14 protein-coding genes are annotated in these 22,716 nt (G+C 70.6%); 13 read left to right on the forward strand and 1 reads right to left on the reverse strand.

The window, feature by feature from the left end; genetic code table 11:
* The first annotated feature begins 19 nt into the window (after nt 1-19).
* From V6U79_RS05940 to V6U79_RS05985, 10 genes are all read left to right on the forward strand, one after another.
* Nucleotides 20-3,418 (forward strand): DUF3892 domain-containing protein, encoded by a 3,399-nt coding sequence (locus V6U79_RS05940; protein WP_334613786.1) that lies wholly within the window; start codon nt 20-22, stop codon nt 3,416-3,418.
* 42 nt (nt 3,419-3,460) lie between these two features.
* Nucleotides 3,461-5,008, forward strand: a complete 1,548-nt coding sequence (locus tag V6U79_RS05945) for an amidohydrolase family protein (RefSeq protein WP_334613787.1) — start codon at nt 3,461-3,463, stop codon at nt 5,006-5,008.
* Between the two features lie 35 nt (nt 5,009-5,043).
* Nucleotides 5,044-6,711, forward strand: coding sequence for a S41 family peptidase (locus V6U79_RS05950; protein ID WP_334613789.1), 1,668 nt, complete (start codon nt 5,044-5,046; stop codon nt 6,709-6,711).
* A gap of 186 nt (nt 6,712-6,897) precedes the next feature.
* On the forward strand, nt 6,898-10,134 hold the full coding sequence (locus V6U79_RS05955) for a hypothetical protein (RefSeq protein ID WP_334613791.1): 3,237 nt from the start codon (nt 6,898-6,900) through the stop codon (nt 10,132-10,134).
* A 1,033-nt stretch (nt 10,135-11,167) separates the two neighbouring features.
* Entirely contained in the window at nt 11,168-11,425 is a 258-nt protein-coding gene (locus V6U79_RS05960; RefSeq protein ID WP_334613792.1) for a hypothetical protein, read from the forward strand.
* Between the two features lie 5 nt (nt 11,426-11,430).
* A complete protein-coding gene (locus tag V6U79_RS05965; protein WP_334613856.1) occupies nt 11,431-12,924 on the forward strand; it encodes a tyrosine-type recombinase/integrase in 1,494 nt (497 codons plus the stop codon).
* Nucleotides 12,921-13,367, forward strand: a complete 447-nt coding sequence (locus V6U79_RS05970; protein WP_334613794.1) for a hypothetical protein — start codon at nt 12,921-12,923, stop codon at nt 13,365-13,367. Before V6U79_RS05965 ends, V6U79_RS05970 begins: the two co-directional genes overlap by 4 nt.
* On the forward strand, nt 13,328-14,740 hold the full coding sequence (locus V6U79_RS05975; protein ID WP_334613796.1) for a hypothetical protein: 1,413 nt from the start codon (nt 13,328-13,330) through the stop codon (nt 14,738-14,740). The genes V6U79_RS05970 and V6U79_RS05975 overlap by 40 nt, the downstream gene beginning before the upstream one ends.
* Entirely contained in the window at nt 14,737-16,899 is a 2,163-nt protein-coding gene (locus V6U79_RS05980; protein ID WP_334613798.1) for a hypothetical protein, read from the forward strand. Before V6U79_RS05975 ends, V6U79_RS05980 begins: the two co-directional genes overlap by 4 nt.
* Nucleotides 16,896-17,291, forward strand: coding sequence for a hypothetical protein (locus tag V6U79_RS05985; protein WP_334521378.1), 396 nt, complete (start codon nt 16,896-16,898; stop codon nt 17,289-17,291). Before V6U79_RS05980 ends, V6U79_RS05985 begins: the two co-directional genes overlap by 4 nt.
* Nucleotides 17,292-17,602: 311 nt before the next feature.
* On the opposite strand, the gene V6U79_RS05990 is transcribed toward V6U79_RS05985, so the two are convergent.
* Nucleotides 17,603-17,941, reverse strand: coding sequence for a hypothetical protein (locus tag V6U79_RS05990; protein WP_334613799.1), 339 nt, complete (start codon nt 17,939-17,941; stop codon nt 17,603-17,605).
* A gap of 994 nt (nt 17,942-18,935) precedes the next feature.
* Here V6U79_RS05990 and V6U79_RS05995 point away from each other — a divergent pair.
* The 3 genes from V6U79_RS05995 (at nt 18,936) to V6U79_RS06005 (ending at nt 22,693) form a co-directional block, all read left to right on the forward strand.
* The gene (locus tag V6U79_RS05995) at nt 18,936-19,313 is read left to right on the forward strand and encodes a hypothetical protein (protein WP_334521374.1); all 378 of its coding nucleotides are present in this window, start codon (nt 18,936-18,938) and stop codon (nt 19,311-19,313) included.
* A 246-nt stretch (nt 19,314-19,559) separates the two neighbouring features.
* On the forward strand, nt 19,560-20,210 hold the full coding sequence (locus tag V6U79_RS06000) for an ABC transporter ATP-binding protein (RefSeq protein ID WP_334521371.1): 651 nt from the start codon (nt 19,560-19,562) through the stop codon (nt 20,208-20,210).
* A 104-nt stretch (nt 20,211-20,314) separates the two neighbouring features.
* Nucleotides 20,315-22,693, forward strand: coding sequence for an FtsX-like permease family protein (locus V6U79_RS06005; protein WP_334521368.1), 2,379 nt, complete (start codon nt 20,315-20,317; stop codon nt 22,691-22,693).
* Nucleotides 22,694-22,716: the final 23 nt, after the last annotated feature.

Genomic DNA, 22,716 nt, shown 5'->3' on the forward strand with positions numbered 1-22,716 from the left:
CGAACAAGGGAGCCTTCGCGTGACAACTCTTCTCGTCCCGGTCGCGCTCGACGTGCTGGTCGTCCGGGAACCCTCCGCCCCATCCGCCTGGGCGCGCACCGCCCTGACCCGGCCCACCCCGCCGGCCAGCGGCCGGGTCCAGCAGGACCTGCTGCCCGAACCGTTCAGCGCCCGTGAGAACGCCCGGCCGCCCGGCGCGCACCTGCACTGGGGCCTGCCCGACGGGCTGACCCGCGGCATCGCCGACGACACCGGGGCGACCACGTTCCCGCCGGTGCCCGACCGGTGGCTGGTGGTCCGGCTGTCCGGCCCGGCCACCCCCGGACCGCGCGCGGTGGAGGCGTGGCTGCTGCCGTACGCGGGGCTGATCGAGCCGGTCCGGGTCGACCGGGCACTGACCGGGCCCACCCTGCCGCCGCCCGGCGCCGCGCCGCGCTCGCCGCTGACCGCGCTCGGTCACGGCGACCTCGGCTGGGCCGGCTACTACGACAACGTGACGAACCGGTTCGCGCTGCACGACGAGCTGAGCGACGTCACCGGGCCGGTGGCCTACCTGGTGCTCGGCTGGTACACCGACCTGGCCCGGGACCCGCTGCGGGTCACCGGCGAGGTGACGCAGCAGGAGCGGTTGGAGGAACTCGGTTGGGAAATCTTCCCCAAGCCACCGGGAGGCCAGCCGCTGCTCGAGCGGTCCGTCTACCACGCCGCCGCCGTCTCCATCGGCTGGCCCGATCCCCAGTGGCCGGGCGACGGTGGCCTGCTCGGCCGGGAGACGGACTACCGTCCCACCCCGGACGCGGTGGCCCTGGCCCTGGGGGAGACCCTCGCCGAGGCGCTTGCGGCGGTCGCCGCCGAACCCGACGACCCGATCGACGCGGCCCGGATGGTCGAAGCGCTGCTGCAGGGCGCGCTGTCCGACGTCACTGCCGCCGACGGTCCGGCGCGGCTGGACGCCGGGTTGCACCAGAGCCGGTTCGGCTCCACCCCGTCCGTCGCCGGCAACGAGTACATCTGGCAGCAGGCGACCGGCGCGGCGGGCGCCGCGGGTGGCGGGTCCTTCGTGCAGGTGGAACGGACCCGGCCGCGGGTGTGGCACGCGTTGGAGCCGGCGCTGGTGGTCGCCGGCGGCGGGCGCAGCCCGAAGCACGGCGCCGACGGCCGTTACTCCACGCTCGGCAACCTGCTGTGCCGCCTCGACGACCGGACGGTACGGGGGTTCGGGGTCGCCGCCGGCGACCCGGGCCGGGGTGCCGCGGTGCTGCCGCCCACCCCGCTGGCCGGTCTGCGGCCCGAGTACGGCGTGCCGCCCGTCGCCGGTGCGCTGCTCGTCGAACTGGCCAGCCTCGACCCCGGTTCCGCCCCCGATCTGGCCGGGTCCACCGCCACCCAACCGTCCCCGGTCGCCGCCGCCCGGGCCGCCTGGTGGGCGTCGTTCGACCCGGGCGTGGCCGATCCTGCGACGCCACCGCCGGGCGCCGTCGTCGACGGCGCGCTGCCCAGCCCCGTCGGGGTCACCCCGCCGAGCCGGCCGTGGAACCCGCTGCTGCTGGAATGGTCGGCCACCTACCTGCCCTCGCCGCGCGGCGCGCACGACTGGCCGCTCGGCGAGATCGACTTCGACCTGCCGGCGGTGGTGACCGAACCGGAGCCGGACTCCGGCCGGACCCTCCGCGGGCGGGTGATGCTGTCCGCGTCGGCCGCCGCCCTGCTCGACGCGACGATCGACGCCGACGACGCCGAGCGTGACCTGCTCTCCGGTGAGCTGGTCGGGATCGCCGAGCAACTGCGCCGCGACACCACCGGGCTGACCGTCGATGCGCCTCACGCCGCCGACTCGGCGCAGCCGCCGCCGACGCCCCGCGCGCCGGACTTCGTAGCCCTGCGCGCCGGGTTCCTGCGGCTGGACCGGGCCCGCCTCGTCGACGGTTACGGCCGTTACCTGGAGGTGCTCGGCGCGGACGTGGCCCAGCCGGCGCCGGTGTCGCACGGCGTGACGCTGGCCGTGCCCGGTCACTCCGACCTCGCTGCCCTCCGGCCGCGGTTCACCGCCCCCGCCCGGGTGCTGCTGCGCTTCGCCGACGCGTCCGGCGCGCCGCGCGACGCGGACGCGGGTGTCAGCCCGGTCTGCGGCTACCTGGTGCCGTCCCTGGTGGACCGGACGCTGGAGTTCTTCGACGACAAGGGCAGCGGCTACGGTCGGTTGCGGCCGGACCCGGAGACGGTGAGCGCGTGGGAGGAGGACCCGGGGCGGCCGGCGACGCTGGGCGCACCACCGAGCCGGTTCCTGCCGAACCCGCTGCTGGCCCGGTTCGCCGACCGGATGCTGGCCGTCGACCAGGCAGTGGCCACCGCCCGCGCCGGCGGCCACCCGGCCGGCACCGCCCAGAGCGCGCTGGAGTCGCTGCTGCGGGTGCTGGACACCACGCGCTGGACCGTCGACGTGACCGGGCGGGCCGGTGACGAGCACCTGGCCCTGCTGCTCGGCCGGCCGGTCGCGGTGGTCCGGGCGTACCTGAAGGTCGAGGTGGAGGACCCCCGCCAGCCGCCGGAGAACGCGACACGCGGCGTCCCGGTACGGCTCGGCGCGCTGTCGCGGGCGCAGGACGGGTTGCTGGCGTACTGCGTCGGTGACGACATGGACCGGCTGCACATCGTCGACCCGGCGGTGGCGCTGCTGGCGCCGGGGCTGCCCGACGACAGCGGGGCCGTCTCGGCACCTGGGGCGGATCCGATCACCTCGCCCTACGTGGACACCTCCGGCGTGTTCACGATCAACCCGGGACTGCCGGTGCCGCTCACCCTGCTCATGGTGCCCGGCTCGGACGTGCACGTCACCGTCGGCCTGCTGCCGCAGAAGTCGGTGGGGCTGCTGCGGGAGTGGACCGCCGCCGCGCTGTCCCGGCTGTCGCCGGCGCTGCGGTACGGCCCGGTCCTGCACGACCTGGAGACCACCCGGCTGCCCCTGCCACAGGACGTGCGAGGCTCCTGGCACTGGCACCGTCGCGACCAACCGGGGCAGTGGCGGTCGGACCCCGTCGTGCCCACCACCCCGGACGCGCTGCTTCCCAACGAGCCGTCGGTGGCCAGTGACGGCTGGCTGCAGGTGGAGCTGGCGCCCGACACCGAGTATTACGACACGGCCGTGCCGGTGCGGGTCAGCTGCGTCCGCACCGCGAACGGGACGACGGTGGCCCTCGGCGGCTACAACGCGGACGGAACGCACTTCCTCATTCCGGTGCCCGATGCGATCCAGTTGATGGGCAGCGGCCGGTTCGCGTTCTTCGTGCAGGAGCCGGGTGCCGCCCGGGCCGCCCTCCGGGTGGTCCGGCCCCGACACGGCCGTCCCTACCTGCGTACGGCCGCCGACGACGCCTCGCCGAACAACCTCGACAGCCTGCGGGAGTGCGCCCATGTCTGACCAGGGTGCCCGGTCCGGATCCGGCTGTGAGGGAGCACGCCGATGGCTCTGGTGATCGCTGGCCGGGTGGTGCCGCTGGCCTCTGATCCTGCCGTGGCCGCGGACACCTCGGCATCGTTTCGGGGCCGGGTGTGGATCGGCGACGACGGGATGATCGCCGCGGTGACGCGGAGCCGGCAGGCGGGGCCGGCCGGCTTCGAGGCGGCGCCGGTGGTGGACGTGGGTACCTCCCTGGTGCTGCCGGGACTGATCGACCTGCACAACCACCTGGCCTACAACACGCTGCCGTTGTGGAGCGAGCCCACGCAACAGGCACCCTTCGCGCATCACGACTCGTGGACCCGGGCCCGCTCCTATGCGGCGTCGGTGACGTGGCCAGCTCACGCGTTCGTCACCGCCGCCCCGCAGGAGCTGCTCGCCTACGCCGAGACGAAGGCGATCGTCGGCGGCACCACCAGCGTGCAGGGCTCACCCCCGAAGAACCGGCCACGCGACGGGTGGCTGGTGCGCAACGTGGAGGACGAGACCTGGGGCACCCGCAACCGGAACCTGGTGTACGCGTCGACGTTGACGATGACACCGACGGCGCTGGCGGAGCGGGCGAACCGGATGCGGGCGGGAAGCCTCTTCATGTACCACTGTGCGGAGGGACAGCCGGGTACGGTCGCGGCCGCGGAGTTCCGCGACGCCGTGGCGGCCGGCTGCCTTCAGCAGCTGTTCGTGGCCATCCACTGCAATGCCGTGGATTCGGGGGCGTTCGCCCAGTGGACCGAGCGCGGGGCGGTGGTGTGGTCGCCGCTGTCGAACCTGTGGCTGTACGGCACCACCACGGACGTGCCCGCGGCGCGCGACGCCAGGCTTCCGATATGTCTGGGCTCGGACTGGGCTCCATCGGGCAGCAAAAACGTGCTGGGGGAGCTGAAGGTGGCTCGGATCGTCGCCGACCACCACGGGTGGGCGCTGGCCGACGCGCAACTCGTGGAGATGGTGACGGCCAACCCTGGTGATGTGCTGGCCCGCAGCTGGGGACGGCAAACCGGCCGCTTGCAGCCGTACGCCGCCGGGGACGTCACCGTCATCAGGGCGGCGTCCGGCGCAGACCCGTTCGCCACCGTGGTGAAAGCCACCGAACGCGACGTCCAGCTCGTGGTCGTCAACGGCAAGGCCCGCTACGGCACGCCGGCCTTGATGAGGAGGTCGAGCGCCCAGCCCGTCACCGACCTGACGGTGGCCGGTCAGCGGCGGGTGCTGTCGTTGACCCGGCCGGACGACCCGGCGCAGGCGTGGCCGTGGGAGGAGATCCTGGCCCGGCTGGAGCAGGTACGCGCGGACCCGAAGCGGGAGATCGAACTCGGTCTGGCCCGGTTGGCCGCCTACAGCGGACCCTTCGACGACCCGGGCTCACCGCTGCGCCTGGCGTTGGACATGCCCACCGGTATCGCCCCGGTGGGTGGACTGCCCAAGGACCTTACCCAGATCCGGATCCCTGCGCTGGACAGCCTCACCCATGACGAGGCGTTCCTGGCCTCGCTGGTCGGTCGCGGCTGGCACGGCGGAGTCCTGCACAAGCTCGCCGACTACTACCGCTAGTTCTCCCGGACCCCCGACACGACAGGTAGGCGTAGATGCTGGCAAAACTTCCCGTTGACGTGCTGGCCGCGCAGCAGGGCACCGAACTCGCCGCGGGCCAGGTGCCCCGCCGCGTCGGCCGTCCGCGTGCACCCGGCGCCGAGCCGACGCTCGACGGCGGGCAGCGCCTGCAGGTGATCGACACTCTCGCATGCGTGATCGAGGGCGCCTACTGCCACCTGCCGCAGAAGCGCGCCGGCTACGCTGTGGATCCCGTGCAGGCCCTGCAGCTGCTGCGGCGCCGCTGCGTCGACATGACCGACGGGGAGTTTCACCTGGCCGTCACGGGCCTGGTCACCGGGCTGCGCGACGCGCACACCCGCTACCGCGGACCAGCCACCGTTCGCGGCAGCGTCGCCGCGCTGCCGTTTCTCATCGAATGCTACGGACGCGACCAGCAGCCCACCTTCCTGGTGTCGAAACTGGCGGCCAACTCGGGCATTCGCAAGAAGACCTTCGTCCCCGGGGTGGAGCTGCTGCACTGGAACGGCATCCCTTTCGCCCGTGCGGTCGACATCTACGCCAAGCGGGAGACCGGCGGACGACCCGACGCGCGTCGCGCTCGCGCCCTCGAATCCTTCACCTTTCGCGCCCTGGACTACGGCCCGCCCCCGGACGAGCAGTGGGTCATCGTCGGCTATCGCACGCTGGACGGCGACGACGACGAAGTCCGCGTGCCGTGGCGGCGCATCATGCCCGGCGCGGCCGGCACCGCCGTGCAACCCAGCTCCGGCGTACGCCTCAAGGTCGCGGCCGACCCGGCCCGCGAAGCCGTCCGCCGCGCCAAGAAGCTCATGTTCGCTCCCGCCCTGTGGCAGGCGGACCAGGCCCGCACCGCGGCGCCGGCCGGCGACTGGCTGCCCACCGAGATGCAGGACACTATCGCCGCGCGCCTCATCAGCACCCGCCGCGGCGAGTTGGGCTACCTGCGCATCTGGAGCTTTGACGTCGACGACCACGAGGCGTTCATCGCCGAGGCCATCCGCCTGCTCGCCCAGCTACCCGACCGAGGCCTGATCATCGACCTACGCGGCAATCCCGGCGGCCTGATCTGGGCTGCCGAGCGCCTGCTGCAGCTGTTCACGCCCAACACCATCGTTCCCACCCGGTTCGCTCTGCTGGCCTCCCCGCTGACCCGCGCCATGGCGGCCAGCCCCTTCAACCGGCTCGAGCTCGAAGCCTGGACCGCGTCGCTCGAGAACGCCATCGCCACCGGCGAGCTGTACTCCCAGCCGCTTCCGCTGACCGAGCCGGACTGGTGCAACGACATCGGCCAGCGCTACACCGGGCCCGTCCTCGCCGTCGCCGACTCCAACACCTACTCCTCCGGCGATTTGTTCGCCGCCGGCTTCCTCGACAATCGGATCGGCCCTCTGGTCACCGTCGGGCAGGCCACCGGCGCCGGCGGCGCCAACGTCTGGAGTGACAGACTGCTCCGCGACGCCCTCACCGGAACCCCGTACGCCTTCGCGCCGCTGCCCGCCGGTGTCGGATTCACCCTCGCCATCCGCCGCGCAATCCGCAGCGGACCCGCCGACGGCATCCCCATCGAGGACACGGGAATCCCCGGCATCCGTTACGCCATCACCCGACGCGACCTGCTCGAGGGCAACTGCGACCTGCACGACTTCTGCGCTGACCTCCTCGCGGGGCAGCAGACATGACAGGTGCAGGACCGTGCCGATCCTGACTGGCATCCTCGGCGGGCTCAGGCTGCGGCCGGTCGTGCCGCCCGAGACGCCGCAGGCCCGCAACCTGACCATCTGGCCGCAGCTCACTGAAGACGTCGCACATCGAACGATTGGACATGTCCGGACGCGGCGTCGCCGCGCCGAGGAGGCGGGGAGCAGATGACCCAGACCTTGAGCGAACCGGGCGTGCGCGAAGCCGTCCTCGGCAGTGTGGGGATGCGACGGCCCGAGCAGATGGCGGTCAACCAGCCTTCCCACAGCCGGGTGCCGCACCACGTGCTCCTCACCGAGCTGTACGAGGCCGTCGACGAGCTGGTCCCGTACGCGCTGGAGCTGCGGCCGGTGCGCGGGCGGCTGTACGCCTGGGCGAACCCGCCCGCCGACGCGCCCGCACCGTCGGCCACCACGATGGCCCGGCGGGCACGCGGCGTCGAACTGGCCTGGGTGATGGTAGTGACGCTCGGGCCGACTCTGCGCCAGCTGGCCGACCTGGTCCGGCCCGGGCGCTACCTGCCCCCGTTCGAGTTGGAGCTGTGCGGGCTGCTGAAGCAGGCACGGCGGGCGTACTGCGCCGCGATCGCGGCGGCCCTCGACGCGGCGCCGGCGCACCGGATCGAGGCCGAGCAGAACGCGGGCGACCGGCTGATGAGCGCCTTCTCGACCAGGATGCCGCTGCTCTACCTGCACGACAGCAAGGGTCTGGAGAGCACCATCCGGCAGCTGGCCGACCAGGTCGCCGACCTGGTCGCGCTGCGCGCCGAGCGGGAATCCGACGCGCTGCCGGAACGGGCCGCGGACGCCGAGACCGGCGTCGGCATGACCGACCCCGGCCAGGATTGGTTCCTGCGCAAGCGGCTGCTGACCGACCTGCAGAGCGTGCGCGGCTACCCGTTCCACGACTACATGCAGCCGTACCTGCGGTTCAGCCAGCGGCTGAGCGCGATCAGCCTGGCGGTGCAGATCCTGTTCGTCCGCGAGCAGCTGTCCTGGCTCGCCGACCAACCGCTGCTGCCCAGCGACGCCGCCGACCGGGCGGACGGCTACGTGCTCGAGCTCGCCGCGGCGCTCACCCACGTCGAGCACAGCATCCTCCTGCACAAGCAGGGCAAGTACGTCGAGGCGACGGACGCGGAACGGCTGGCGCGTGCCGTACTGGCCACCGTCACCGGGCGGCCGCAGTACCAGGAGGACTTCAAGGATCTCACCGACACCGTCGAGCTGCACCAGACGGCCAAGGCCGTCGCCGCCGCCGTGGCCATCGGCGTCGCCACCGCCATCACCGCCGGCGCGGTGGGTGCCGCCGCCGGCGTGGCGCTGGCCGCCGTCGTCGACACCACCACCGTGTTCGGCGCCCTCGTCGTCTTGGCCGGCGTTGTCACCACCCGGCTGATGTGGGAGACGCTCGTCGCGCGCAGTGGGTCGGAACTGCTGCTCGGACCGCAGTCCATCACCGGATCGTCGTTCCAGGAGGACCTCGCCTGGCTGGCGTTGCAGACCGCGGTCGTCCGCGTCGTGCTCTTCGGCTCCGGCGACATCTTCAAGGCCATCGCCCGGTCCGGCGACCGGGCCGAGCACGCCGCCCGGCTGGCCGTCGAGCAGATCACCACCTTCGGCTTTGGCGAGGTGCAGCACCTGGTCAAAACGGGCGAGCTGCGCAGCCTGCGGGACAGCGTGGTGGCCGCGGTGACGCAGGCCGCCACCACCGGCACGATCATGGTCGGCGGTCTGCTCGCGACAAGGTTCATCGACCGGCTCGGCGACGCCCGCGGCCGGCTCAGCACGGACGGCGAGCGGCGACTGCAGGAGTTGGAAGCCGAACGTGCCCAGGTCGCCGAGGACTTCGCCGCCGTCCGTGACGGCACGGCCACCCCGGAGCAGTTCCGGGCCTGGGCCGGTCGTGCCGCCGACGCGTGGAACGGGCTTGTCAAGCTCGTCGACGAGATGGCCGCGGGGCCGGAACGCGACGCCGCCAAGCTCCGGCTCGCCGCGGCCAAGGGCGAAATCGAGCTACGGCTGGCCGAGGCGGGTATCAGCGCGACGCTGACCTGGCCGGACGCCGTAACCACCTTCGAGGGCCTGCTGCCCGGCCTGGTGACCTACAGCGAGGATGGCCGGGCCGTGCTCGATGTCGCCTACCCGCCCGCCACCCGGAAGCCCACGGAGACCTCGGACGCCGTGCTGGTCCAGGGCACCGGCGGCCGGCGGCTGCTCCTGCTGCCCGAGGGCGACCTGCCGGCGCGACCGGCACCTCCGGAGCGGCTGGCCCACGTGCCCGAGATGGGCCAGCGTCCCGGGCCGCCGCCCGAGCCGGTGGTGCTGCCCGGCGCCGCCACCGTCGGACTGGAACTGCTGCGGGCCGCCTACAACCCGGACAAGACGGCGGCCATACTCGCGCAGGCCGCCAAGGGGCGGGAGGCCTTCCTGAGCCTGCTCGCGCACCCGGACCTGGGCAGTGTCGGAAAGATCCAGGCCCGGACCACGTCACTGTACGGCCTGGCGTCGCATCCGGCATCGATCGCGTTCGGCCGGCGGTGGGGCCCGTTGCTCGTACTGCGGCTGCGCGGCCTCGGCACCGTCAGGCTCGACGACGTTCTCCTGCGCGCCGAGGCGTTGCTGGAGCAGACCCCGGAGGCGGACCGGCCGGCACTGATCGAGCGGCTGATCAAGCGGAACGGCGACAGGCTGCGCCGGGAGCTGGAGCTGATTCCGCCGCTGCGCCGGCCCCGCCGCACAATCAATCTGGACAACCTGGGCATCGACCGCAGCCACCCCAGCTGGCACGCGCTTGCCGCCGAGGTCGCCCGGCACCACCCCGGCCTCACCCCGGAGCAACGCGCTGTGATGACCGACTGCCGGCAGATCATCGAGGTCGCCGAGTCCGGCGCGTTCGACCGGTACGGACCGTCGACCCGGCTGGGCATCATCGACGCGTTCGAGCGTCTGATGGTCAACGGGCAGATTCGCCGCCCGGAACTGACCGCCGTGGCGAACCGGATGCGGGGCCGCCTCGCCGAGCACCTCTTCCTCGGTCCGCTGCCCATCCAGCAGCAGACCATGTGGTTCCTCGGCGCACGGACCAACGTTTGGCTGACCGGCCGATCCAACCTGGATGGCCATTGGACGACCGGCAACGTCCTCGGCTTCCTGGAGTTGAAGTCCGACGACATCCACCTGCAGACCGCCACGGAGCAGCAGGCCACCGCCCGGCTGTACCTCCAGCATGCGCTCGCCGACTTCGAGAACATCCCGGCGGACGCGCTCTACCACCTGTGGTTCATCCGAGACCCGGGAGCGGACGGGCGGCAGCGGATGCTGTCCATTCTCATGCCGAGTGGCGGGAAGATCACCGGGGTGCACTTCGGGTCGCAGCCGCCGGTACCGGTGCCGCAGCGGTAACCGTCGGGCGGCTCTGGACCCGGCGGGCGAACCGCTCGCGCAGATCCCGCATGCCGAAGCAGAAAAGCCCCCGCTCAGATCATGTGCGACAAGCCTGCGATACACCGCGTGGACGAGGTCATCGGGTTCGTCCGAGTCCCGGTGATCCTCCGCGCCATGCACGCGTGTCTCGATCGGGCCCGAATTCGATGTCGTCGGTCGGCGGTCTGTCATCCAACTCCGCCATTGCGATTTCGACGCGGTCGGCGCGGATTCGTGAGTCACGCCGTTCGCGTCGGTCCTCGACGTCGTCGCTCGGCTGGCGGGGGCGCCCTTGTCGATTCCGGCTCATAGCGAGTGAGAGTCGCATCTTGGGCGTGCTTCTTCAAGAGCCTAACGACCTGTCGCCACCTTGCCGACTGACGTGGCTCCCCGCTTCGTCGCAGGCTCGCGCGTGTTCCCGGTCGCCAGGGTTCGCCCATGGAGCACTCGCCGGACGCGCAGCACCGGAAGTACATGTAGTTGGCCCCCGCTCGGCTGATCGGCGCGGGGACCGGTGGTCGGTGGCCTGCGACCGGGGCTGCTCCACCTACGCAGGGCCGCGCAGGCGCCGAGGAAACGCACTGCCGGAAGCTGGGCCGTGGCCAGCAGCCGCGGCGGTCTCCTCGCCGACGTGTTCAGCTTTCGGTCGAGCTCGCTGGCGCGCGAGGCCGGGTCTCTTGGCGGTGACAACTCTGCGACCTGTGGATGACGCCCTGATCATGCTGTGCCTGTACTACGGCCCCGGATCTCCGGGTGAGTTCAGTTGGTGTCGGCGTCAGGGTTGACCATCAAGTGGCGGTACGTCGGTGATGGCGAGGTCGAGGCGGGGGCGTCGGTAGCGGACGAGATGGCGCCACCGGTGGTGCTCGTAGGCGGTGTCGACGTCGATCTCGGCGGCGACGGCAGGGAGAATCGGGGTGTAGGGAAGCGGTTGTGGCCTGTTGAGCTGTCCCGTCCAGGAGGCGGGCAGTGGCTGCGGCCAGGGGTGGGTGGGCCCGTCTGGTGCCGGCGTGTGAGGCGTGAGCAGGTCAACCAGCTCCGCGCGCTGGGCGGGCCGCAGGGCGTGGGTGCGACCGGCGTAGCGGAGTCGTCCGTGCTCGTCGAGGCGGCCGAGCAGCAGAGTCTGCGGGTTGCCGAGGTCAGGGTTGACGCCGCCAATGATGGCCTCTGTGGTGTGGTAGGCCCGGTACTTCTGCCAGCCGCGTTTGTCGGGCTCGTAGCGGCTGTCGAGCCGTTTGATGATGATGCCTTGTGCACACCCGGTCAGTGACCGGCATGATCACGGCCGTGACGAGCCCCGTGTGGCGTGTGCTGTTTACGCGCGCCGAGTTGATCGTGCCGCCGTCGCCGATTCATGGGATGGCGGAGGTGTGCGCGGGTTGGCCAGCATGGCTGGCGGGGTCCGGGCTGGAGCCGGGTACGCCGTTTCTGGTGTCGCCGTCGCTGGAGTACGACGTGGCGTTGAACGAGTTCTTCGTCGATCCTGCGATGCGGGCGGCGGCGGTGACGACGCAGGCAGGGTACGCGCGGGATCTGGCGGCGTTCCTGTCGTTTCTGTGGTCGGCGCGGGGGAAGCGGTCGTGGCGGGACGCCACCGAAGCTGATCATGTCGCCTACCTCGTGTGGCGGCGTCGGGACCCAGATGGGCCTCGGGTGGCCGGTGCGACGTGGGACCGGGAGGTCGCTGCGGTGAACCGCTTCTACCGCTGGGCGGTGCGCCGCGGTCACGTGGCGAGCAATCCGGTGCCACAGGTGTCGCGCCGGCCGGCTGGTTTCGGCGCTGGGCGGGCTGGTGCTCGGACGTTGGATGAGCAGCGGCCGGCGACGTACTCGCATGACGTGGTGCGGGAGCGGGTGCAGTGGCTGCCGCCGGAGTCGTATCGGCGATGGCGCGATGTCGGGGTGCGAGGGTTCACCGCCGATGGGCTGCCCAGGGCGGGGTTCCGTGGTCGGTGGGCTGGCCGCAATAGCGGGTTCTGCGACTTGATGGTCCGTACGGGGCTGCGGTTGTCCGAGCAGGCGGCGTTGACGGTGTTCGACGTTCCGCTCGGTCGGGGTTACGGCGGCTATCAGCGGTTCTGGCTGAGCGAGGCGGTCGCGAAGGGCCGGTCCGCGCGGTGGGTCTACGTGCCGGCGTCGATCGCACTCGACCTGGCCGCGTATGTCGAGTGGGACCGCGCCGAGGTGGTGGAGCAGGCGCGGGCGGCGGGCCGGTACGCGGCGTGGCGGCGGCCGTGGGTGGTCGAGGATTCGGATCGTGCGGTGGCGCGGCGCGCCGGCTCGTCGGAGAGGGTGAAAGTGGCGCAGTTGGGGTTCGCTGAGCGGCAGCGGCTGCTCGTCGATGGCCCGGGCGGGTTGGCTCCAGCGTGGTTCTGGCTGGGTGAGAGCGGTCTGCCGCTATCGGTGTCGGCGTGGAAGGCGATGTTTGCCGAGGCGAACCGGAGGTGCGCGGCGGTGGGGCTGGCGGTGCGGTGTCACGCGCATATGCTGCGACACACGTTCGCGGTGGTGACGTTGGAGCAGCTGCAGCGCGGGCATATCGCGGCACTAAATGAGATGGTGGCGCCGCAGCGGGAGCACTACACCCGCATTTTCGGTGACCCGCTGGACTGGGTGCGTCGCCGGCTCGGGCACCGGTCGGTGCTGACGACGCAGATCTACCTGCACGCGCTGGCCGAGCTTGAGATGCATACGAGGATGGCGCTGGTGCCTGACGGCTGGGAGGATCCGCCGCCTGCGGCAGCTGGTGTGTTGGCGGTGCGGGCGTGAACCGGACCGGCCGGGGCAGCACCCGGCCGGGCGTGCGCGCACCGCTGCCCTCCGGTGCATACGCGCCGAGCTCGGTGCAGCGGGTGAGCAGCGCCGGCAACCCGGTCGTCGAGTTCGAGGGTGAAGACGGTCGGCGGCGGACGTTCGACTTCGCACAGTGCCCGCTGCCGGGCTGGCATCCGGTGTTGGCGGAAGTGCTGGCGCGGCGGGTGGGGCCGGCCGGCGGGTTGCGCACATCGACGTCGTCGCTGGCGGCGTGGAACAACCTTCGTGCGTTCCTGCGGTTCTTGGAGGCGCGCTCTGACTGCCCGGGTGACCCGTCGGCGTTGACGACGTTAACGCCTACACCGCTGCGGAGATTGGCCGGGCGGGCCCGGTCTATGGCGCTCGCAGAGCGGATCACGTGTGGCGGCTGCTGCGGCTGGAGCCGGCCGCCGGCGTGATCGATGCGGCGGCGATCGGCGCGTTACGGCTGCGCGGCGCGGGCACGCCCGGCGGGGGCACGGCTGGATACAGCGATCGTGAGCTGGCCCTGATCGTCGACACCGCCCGCCGTGACGTCATGCAGCTGCGTGACCGGCTCCAGGCCACCGAGACGTTGCTGGGCCGGTTGTCGCTCGAGCCGGCGCGGCTGACCGATATGGAGCGGGCCGAGGCCTTGCGGCTTGCCGAAATCGCAGCCGAGGGCGTTGCTGCGCCAGGAAGCGGGCAGGGCTTCAATGCTCACCGTTCTCGGCGGGAGCTTGCCGAGCCGCTGTTCGTGACCCGCCGGGATGTGCCGGCGATGCTGGTCCTCCTGGTCGCGGTGACGGGCCGCAACATCGAGACGGTCAAGGAACTGCCGGCGCAGCACCGGCTGCTAGACGGACGCGCCGTGGAGGTCCAGCTGACCAAGCGACGTCGCGGCGCCGGACGGTGGGTGCAGACTGTGACATGGGAGATCGGTCCGCCCGGTCGGGAGCTGCACCATCCCGGTGGGGTCTACCTGTTGCTGCACCGGCTGATGGCCTGCGGACGGGAGCTGAGCACCGGCCCGTCGTCGTTCTGGGCGGTCTGGCGCAACCTACGCCGACAGGCCAGTGCGACAGTCAACGAGATCGGTAACCCGTTCGCGGCGGCGCTGACCGCAGGGATCGAGGTCCGGCAGTGGGGCCTGGACCAGCATCGGCTGCGCGGCGACGACGGGCAGCCGCTGCCCGTGGCGTTCAAGCGGCTGCGCACGAGCGTCGAGGTTCGCCGGACTCGGGCGCTTGGCGGGCATCTGCCGTCAGCGGCACGGTCAAACACGGCCGTAGTGCTGTTCCGCAACTATCTGCAGGCCGACCCGGTGGCGCGCGAATGGGCGCAGGAGGTGACCAGTGATGCCATCACCGCCGCCGAGCAGGCCGCCCTGGACGCGCACCGCAGCGCCCTTGCCGGACCGGTACGCCCCACCGTTTCCGGCCAGCCCTCAATGTCGCATGACGCCGCGCACCAGGGCGGCCAGGAAGGGCCTTGGTCGGCTTGTCGCGACGTGAGCAGCCATCCGGCGACCGGCCGGGCCTGCCGGTCGTCGTTCCTGGACTGCTTCCACTGCGGCAACTGCCTGATCGACTCGAGCCATCTGCCCCGACTGCTGGCGCTACTCATCGCGCTCGAAGAACGCCGGCAACAGATGACCGAGGAGCAGTGGTGGGCCAGATACGGGCCAGCGTGGGCCGCGATTCGCAGCGATGTACTGCCCCGATTCACCCCGGCCGAGGTCGCACGCGCCCGCCTGGCTCAGGTCCCGGACGCGCTGCTCGACCTCGTCGACGAGCCCTGGGAGCACCCGTGAGCCACGCGACCGCATCCGCCGCCCTAGGCCGCCCGGGATGGCCCGACGGTGACGATCGGCACAGGTGGTGTGGCCGCCTGGTCCTCGCCGATCGGCCACTGCGCCCGGGCCACACGCTGGAGGGCACCTCCTCGTTCGATGGCGACGTCTGGGACCTCACCCCGGCGATCTTCCAGCAACAAGCCCGGGCGCTTGTGCTGAACTTCGCCCCGATTCCGGCCGCCTACCGCACCTCGGTCAAAGAACTCTGCTACGTCATGCTCAGCGGGGACCTACCACCGAACGAGGCCCGGCCGAAAATCCTGTCGATCCGCCGGCACCTGGTCGACCTCAAACGCTTCACCATCTGGCTGGACACTCGACCGCAACAGCAGGCGCTGAGGGACCTGACCGCTGCCGATCTCGCCGCCTACAGCTCGCACCTGGACTCGGTGCTGGGCCGCGGCGCATCGCGGGAGGTCGCCGAGGTCGCCGTCCGGCTGTTCTGGCGCTACCGGACCGTCCTGCCCACCGACGGGCTCAGCGTCGACCCGTTGGACGCCGACGGCTGGGGCAACAGCACCCGCCGCCGCGCGGAGAACACCACGCTGCGGATCCCCGAAGACGTCATGGGACCGTTGCTGGCCTGGTGCCTGCGTTTCGTCGACGACTTCGCACCGGACATCATCGCCGCCCGCGCGCACTGGCAGAAGCACCGCCACGCTCCGCGGCGCAGCCGGCTGCCCGTCGCGGCGGTCCAGGAGCAGCTCCACGCGACGCTGGAGTGCTACCTGTCCTCCGGTCGTCCGCTGCCCGGGCATGCCGGCAAGGTGAACTATTCGGCATTGGCCGCCGAGATCGGCTGCAGCGACTCAGCGCTGTACCTCCCGCAGAACGATACGAAGATCGCTGCGGTCGCGGCCCGCACCGGCATCACGGTCTCGCCCCCGGTGCCGATCCCGATTACCGGCCGGCTTGACGGGCAACCGTGGCTGCCGCACATCGGCACCTCGACGTCGGACCCCAACGGCACGGTGCCGCTGGCGATCCTGCTGCAGGCTGCCTGCTACATCACCATCGCCTACCTGTCCGGAATGCGCGACAGCGAGATCAAGCACCTGCGTCGCAGCTGCGTCCGCACCCACCGCGACAGCACCGGCCACCCCTACCGGTGGACGATCACCAGCCTGGCGTTCAAAGGCGAGACCGACCCCGCCGGCACCACCGCCAACTGGGTCATCGGCGCAGCCGCCGCCCGCGCCGTTGACGTCCTGCAACGACTGCAGCCCGACACCGTCGACGAATTGTTCCGCACCGTCGCCAACGGCGGCACCCGCAATAGCCCCGAGCCGCGCCCGACCCGTACGCAACACGTCGGACGCACCAATGAACTGCTCAACCAGTTCACTGCCTGGGTCAACACCTACTGCCACACCCACGGCCGCACCGACACGATCCCGCCCATGCCAGGCGAACACTCCCTGCAAACCCGCCAGTTTCGGCGCACCCTTGCCTGGCACATCGCCCGCCGCCCCGGCGGCGCGATCGCCGGGGCCATCCAGTACCGGCACCTGAGCATCCAGATGTTCGAAGGCTACGCCGGTACCTCCGAATCTGGCTTCCGCGTCGAAGTCGAAGCCGAACAAGCCCTCGCCCGCGGCGAACACCTCCTGGCGATGACCACCAGCCACCACCACGCAAACCTGACCGGACCCGCCGCCGCCGACGCCCGCCGCCGCATCACCACGTTCACCGCCGCCGCCGACACCGCCCCGTCCACCACACCATCGCCTGCCCACCCGGCGGCCGGCGCCGGGTTCACCGGCACCGTCGTCACCGACCCCGCCCGCCTGAAACGACTCATGCAGCGCCGCGACCCACACATCTACCCCGGCACCTACAGCACCTGCGTGTTCGACCCCGCCAAAGCCATGTGTCATCCCCGACCCGACAGCGGCGGCACCACCCGCCCCGCCCAAGCCGCTTGCCAGCCGCTCGACTGCCGCAACACCGCGCTCACCCCGGCCAACCGCACCGCCCTGCGCGCCGAAGCTGACCAGATCAGCATTCAACTCGACCAACGGCCACCCCTGCCGCCACTGCTCATCCACCGCCTCACCGACCGCCGTGACAAGATCACCACGTTCCTGACCCGTCACGAACCCGCCGAGGCACCATGACACAGCCGTCGCCGCTTACCGACACCGACGTTCGCGCCGCCCTCGACGCGCTGCACCACGAGACCGCCATCACCGGCCGCCGGCCCAGCGTCCTCGCCCTCGCCCAGCGCCTCGGACTGCCCAACACCACCCTGCGTCGTCGGTTCCCCGAAATCTGCGCCGAGCTCACACCCGGCCGTACCACGCCAGCAGCATCACCCGCGATCGACGGCGCCACCGTCACGAACCTGCGCCACGACAACGCCCGACTACGCCGCGACAACCACAACCTCGCCGCGAACCTGGAAGTAGCGATCTCGAACATCCAGCAACTCACCCTCGAAGTCCACCAGCTACGCGAAGCACTCGAACACGCCCGCAACGTCACCCGCCTGCCTCGCCCACCACGCTGACCGAAGCCGACCGGCCTACTTCTCCACCTGGGCGACCCCACCGCGGATCGAACAGTCGCAGATTGAACTCGCGGGGCAACCACGATCCGGCCGAAGGTGAGGTACCCGCATCTGCCGCCGTTCGTACGTGCCAGCCCGCGGGAAGCTTTCGCACCGCTCGGCGAGCGGTGCAAGGGCACCTGAACTGCCGGCGTGAGTGCGGCGCCTGCCGACAGGGGCGCGGGCTCTGCCATCACCGTGCGGTCAAGTAACCATCGGCCGTCGGCTACTCACACGGCAAACGTGAAGATTCTGCCGTTCGGTGGTGCCTGCTAAGGTTGTCCGTGGAACCGATGAACGCCGACAGAGAACAGCACGTCAGAGGGTGCGTGAAATGCCTCCTCGGCGAAGCCGGCGTCGGCGAACCAGCCTCGTATCGCCGGGGTGAGATCAGGATGGCGGCGGGTCCTGGTCCAGATCACGGTTGCATTGGATGCGCAGAGCCGAGGCAAGGCGCCGATCGTTGATTGCACGTCTCCGTCGCTGATGTTGCCCAGCACCCCGGCGAGAACGACCAGATCGGCGGGGGCGGCCGTGCGGTACGTGGCGAAGTCGCCCGCATCGGCTTGGGTGGCGGTGATCCCGTCGAGCCTAGCGGCGGAAATACCCATCCGGGCGGCGGCCACGTTGCGTGGGTCATACTCGATCAGCTATGCGCGTACACGATCAGCGTCTGACCGCAGCGCAAGGGCGCCGATGAGGTCATGCCCTTGTCCCGCGCACACGCTGACAACCCGGAGCGAGGAGTCCGGCCGTCGGTCAAGCCAGTCGCTGATGTGCCGCTGAACGAGCCGAAGCCTGCGCGATAGCGGCGATGTGTCGTCGTCGTAGGGCAGGTGCCAGTCGTGCCAGTCCGTAGTAGCGGTCACCGAAGCCATGCTGCCATCCGGAGGGGAACTGCCTTGCTGGGCGGTCAACGCACGGCGGCGAGGGAGACGACGCAGGGGTAGCCGTGTCGTAGGCAGGTGCGGGCTTGGTATTGGCGTTGCGGTCGACGTTCAGGCCAGTCGCCCGACACCCCGGAGCGAACTCAGCCTGCCAGCGGGCGCGCTCAGCGCGGCTGGCTCACCAATTGCATGGTCGACCAAGGCCAGCGGTAAAGCGCCGACAGGCCCGGCCTGCGGGCGCCTGGGAGTATTTGCGACGCCCCGGCGACGCGCTCACCCGTCGTGTCGCTGGACCGGCTCGGCCGCTCCCTGGAAGACCTCATCACCATCCTGGGCCGACTCAAGCGCGAAGGTGTAGAGCTCGAAGCCCGGGGTCGCGGGTGGGTGATAGGTGTCGGCTGATTGATCCTGAGGCGACCTGTCCAGAGAGCAGTCGCCGTTGTCTGGGCAAATTGCATTCGATGAAATTCCCGCAGGCTGGCAGCGTGAATATGAGTCATGTCGCAGTATTCACCTTCCGCAAGCTGGGCGCTGAGGAAGTCATTGACGCATTGAAATGCTAGAACTACGTCCTGCTCATGCAATGTCGCTGTCTGGAATCCCAGAGCGCGGCTCTTCGTCGCTCCGGTAGGCCGACACGATCCACAACACGGGAGGGAACGGCATGAGTAGACGACGGTTGGTCAGTCGGCTCGCGAGCGTAGGAGTGGCCAGTATCTTGGCCGCCGGGCTCGTGGGCTTCGGCTCGGTGTCGCCGGCGTTGGCCGACGGGAAGCCGGGTACCACCGCGCCGGCGCCGGCCGGGGGCTTCGGAACGCTGGCGGCCTGCGGCGACACCCAGGACGTCAACCTGTACAACGGAGGCGTCAAGGCCGGCGAAGCTCACTGGACCGTGGGTTGTCCCAACAGCACGGCCGTCAAGATCACCGGCTGGTCCGAGGACCATCGGTCTGACGGCTTGTGCGTCCAGGTCTACGCCCTGATCGGCAGCACCTGGCACTACGGGCCCCGATCGTGCCCGAATGGTGATGTCGACAACTTCGAACTCAATGGCAGCGGCCGGCCTATCGAGGTGTACGCCCGCCTGATCGCGTAAGGGGGAGGCCCGCGAATCGCGGCAATATTCCGCTCTGGTGGCCTACGATGTACGCCGGGCGTCGTCGGCGTCCACGCTTGCTAATGCCGGTCGCGAGTCGTGTCTTGGATGCTCTCAGACTCGGCTCGGGGCCGGTTCGGCTTGACCCGGGAAGATCGGGGGCTTCTGTCGGTGGCGCACGATCCGGTATTGACGTTTCGGGGAGTAAGTCGCGTCTATCACGTCGGAGGGACGACCGTCCACGCCTTGACGGACGCCGACTTTGAGGTGTACGCGGGCGAGTTGGTTGCGGTGGTCGGACCATCTGGCGCTGGCAAGTCCACACTTCTCGCGATTGCGGGCGGGCTAGATTCGCCTACCGGTGGCGAGGTGTGGGTCGACGGCGCACCACTTCACGCGCTCGGAACTGCGGAACTGGCGGAGCTACGGCGTGATCGGGTCGGTTATGTCTTTCAGGACTTCAACCTGGTAGGCGCACTGACCGCTGCCGAGAACGTCGCGTTGCCGCGTGAGTTGGCCGGTGTCACGCGGCGGGCAGCCAGAGGTGAGGCGCTGGCCGAGTTGTCCGCAGTGGGCTTGGCTGACCAGGCCGACCGCTACCCGGACCAGTTGTCGGGCGGCCAGCAGCAGCGAGTGGCTATTGCCCGGGCACTCGTTGGTGGGCGGCGGTTGTTGCTCGCCGATGAGCCGACCGGCGCGTTGGACACGTCGACCGGTAGCGCGGTCATCGATCTCCTGCGTGCTCGGCTCAGTCGTGGTGCAGCCGCTGTTGTCGTCACCCACGAGCGGGGGGTGGCCGAGCGGGCTGACCGTGTGATCGAGATCCGCGATGGAAGCATCATTGCCGCCACGGCAGATCCCGCCAGCGTGGGGCACGCCGAGGAGCGGACGCCGTGACCCGCCGTCCACGGGAGTCAGGTAGGGCGCGCATCGGCTCGTGGCGGATAGCGCTACGAATCGCGACGCGGACCGCGGCGCGGCACCCGGTCCGCAGCGGTTTGGTGGTTCTGTTGCTGCTCGTGCCGGTCTACGCGGCGGCGGTTCTCGCGTCGGCTTGGGCAGCGGTGTCAGTTCCTGCCGAGCGGGAGGCCACCTGGCGGCTGGGGCAGGCCGACATGCTTATCTCCGGCGGGCAGGCCGAGGAGGTCCTGCGGGACTTGCCGGCAGGCAGCCGGACCACCCCGTATCACGACGGGGAAACGGTGGTGGCATCTCATGGTGGTGGCTATCTGATCCGTGAGTACCGCGCGGTGGACCTGGCCGACCACGTCAACGACGGCGCCTATCCGGTGAGGGCAGGTAGGCCACCCGCGGCAGCCGGCGAGGTCGCGATCACCGCCGCCCTAGCGACGGCGCTGCGGGTAGGGCCGGGCGACTCTGTACGCGCTGGCCTGCCCGAGCGGCGGCTCGCTGTTGTCGGCATTGTCGACACGCCGGACAAGCTCAGCCGTGAGGCATTGCTGGTAGCGCCCTCGCAAGAGCTGTCGGCAGGCGGGCGCCGGGGCTTCCTCGTTCAGCTTCCACCAGCCGCAGCCGGCTGGCATCCACCCCTCGGTCAAGGGCGCACCGATTTGGGCTATCTCTTGCGGGACTCCCTCGGCCCGGACCCGTCTGAGCAGGCGCTTGTCGCGGCCGGCATTGCGGTCGTGGTGGCTTTCGCGGGTGCGCAGGTCGTACTGCTAGTAGCCGCAGCGTTCGCGGTTGCCGCCCGCCGCCAGCGACGCGAACTTGGACTGGTCGCCGCTGTGGGCGCCACCGGCCGCCAGTTGACCCGAATCGTGCTCGCGAACGGGCTGGTATTGGGTCTTCTCGCGGGCGCGTTAGGAGTCGTCCTCGGGGTGCTGACGGCCCAGGTCGGGCGCAGCTGGCTGCAACGACTGGTGGATCGACCCCTGGCCGAGGAGGGAATCGCCACGTGGCAGTTACCGGGCATCGCCCTACTGGCGGTGGTGGCTGGCCTGCTGGCTGCGTTGGGACCAGCCAGGGCGGTGGCCCGAGCACCCGTCCAGGCTGCCCTGGCCAACCGCGAGGTGGCCGGTTCCAGAGGAAGCCGTCGACTGCTGATCACCGGACTTGGCGTGAGTGCTGTCGGTATCATCCTCACGACCTGGGCGGCGCAACCCGAGGTCGCCGGAGTGGCCATCGTCGCGTTCGGCAGCGGGCTGATCCTGCTGGGCGTGGCAGCGTGTGGCCCTGCCATGGTCGGGCTGGCGGGGCGACTCGCGGGCTTTCTTCCCACGGCGGTAAGGCTGGCATGGCGACACGGCGCACGCCATCAATTCCGCACCGGTGCCGCGGTTGCCGCCGTATGCGCCGCGACTGCGGGCAGCGTCGGGCTCATGCTTTTCACCGCTGCCGATACGAGAACCGGCTCCGCCACTCAGCCGGACGCCCGAACCGGGCAGATCCTCATACCAGCCGACGTCGCCAGACTGCTCAACGCCGACCAGGCCCGTATGCTGCGGCAGGCCCTGCCCGTGCAAAACCTGCAGCACCTCACCGTAGCCGACACAGAGGTCGCCTACGCGAATGTCGCACCCCAACCGGGGCCGCCTCCAGTGGTGTCACAGACCGTTGTGGTCGGCGGGGAAGAAGTGGTCCGCGCTATGACCGGGCAGGAGCCCGGCCAGGCGATCAGGAACGCCATGGGCAACGGACAGGCTGTGGCGTTCTATCCGGAGTTCATCTCCGACGATCGCCTACGCCTGAACGGGGCAGCGCAACCGACAGCGATCCCCGCAGTGTTGGCCGCCGCGCCCGCGTACTTCCGTGACCGGTCCGTCCTGCCCGGCGCGCTGATCTCCAAGGAAACCGCAGCCCTCCTCGGGATACGGACCCGTCCTGGAGGAATCATCATCGACACCACCCGCAGGCCCAAGCCGGACGAGCTGGCGACCGCCAGGAACATCGTGCTCGGCGCGCAAGCGCAAGCATCGCCGACCGATGTCCCGGCTAATCCCGTCCGGCTCATTGCCGGGCAACCAGACAACTCAGCTGGCCCCCGCCTCGGGCCAATCGCCCTGCTGCTCGCCCTGGTCAGCGGCTGCGTCACTCTCATCGCCAGCGCGACCGCCGTGGGCCTCGCGACATCAGAGCTCAGGAGCGACCTTTCCACCCTGGCTGCTGTCGGCGCCGGTCCAAGAATCACCCGCTGGATCACCGCAGCCCATGCCGGACTGGTCGTCGGACTTGGCGTACCACTCGGTGCCCTCGCGGGCGTCGCGCCGGCAGCGGGCGTGATCGCGCTTCGCCCCGAAACCGCCTGGAAAGTGCCATGGCCGGCAGTTGGCGTCGTCATAGTGCTAGCACCTGCCTTGGCGGTAATCGGCAGCGCAGCCCTGACCAAGAGCCGACTCGTCCTCGTCCGCCGACTGACCTAGTAGTACTGCAACGACAGCAAGCG

The sequence above is a fragment of the Micromonospora psammae genome, from assembly GCF_036902725.1.
GTDB lineage: Bacteria > Actinomycetota > Actinomycetes > Mycobacteriales > Micromonosporaceae > Micromonospora.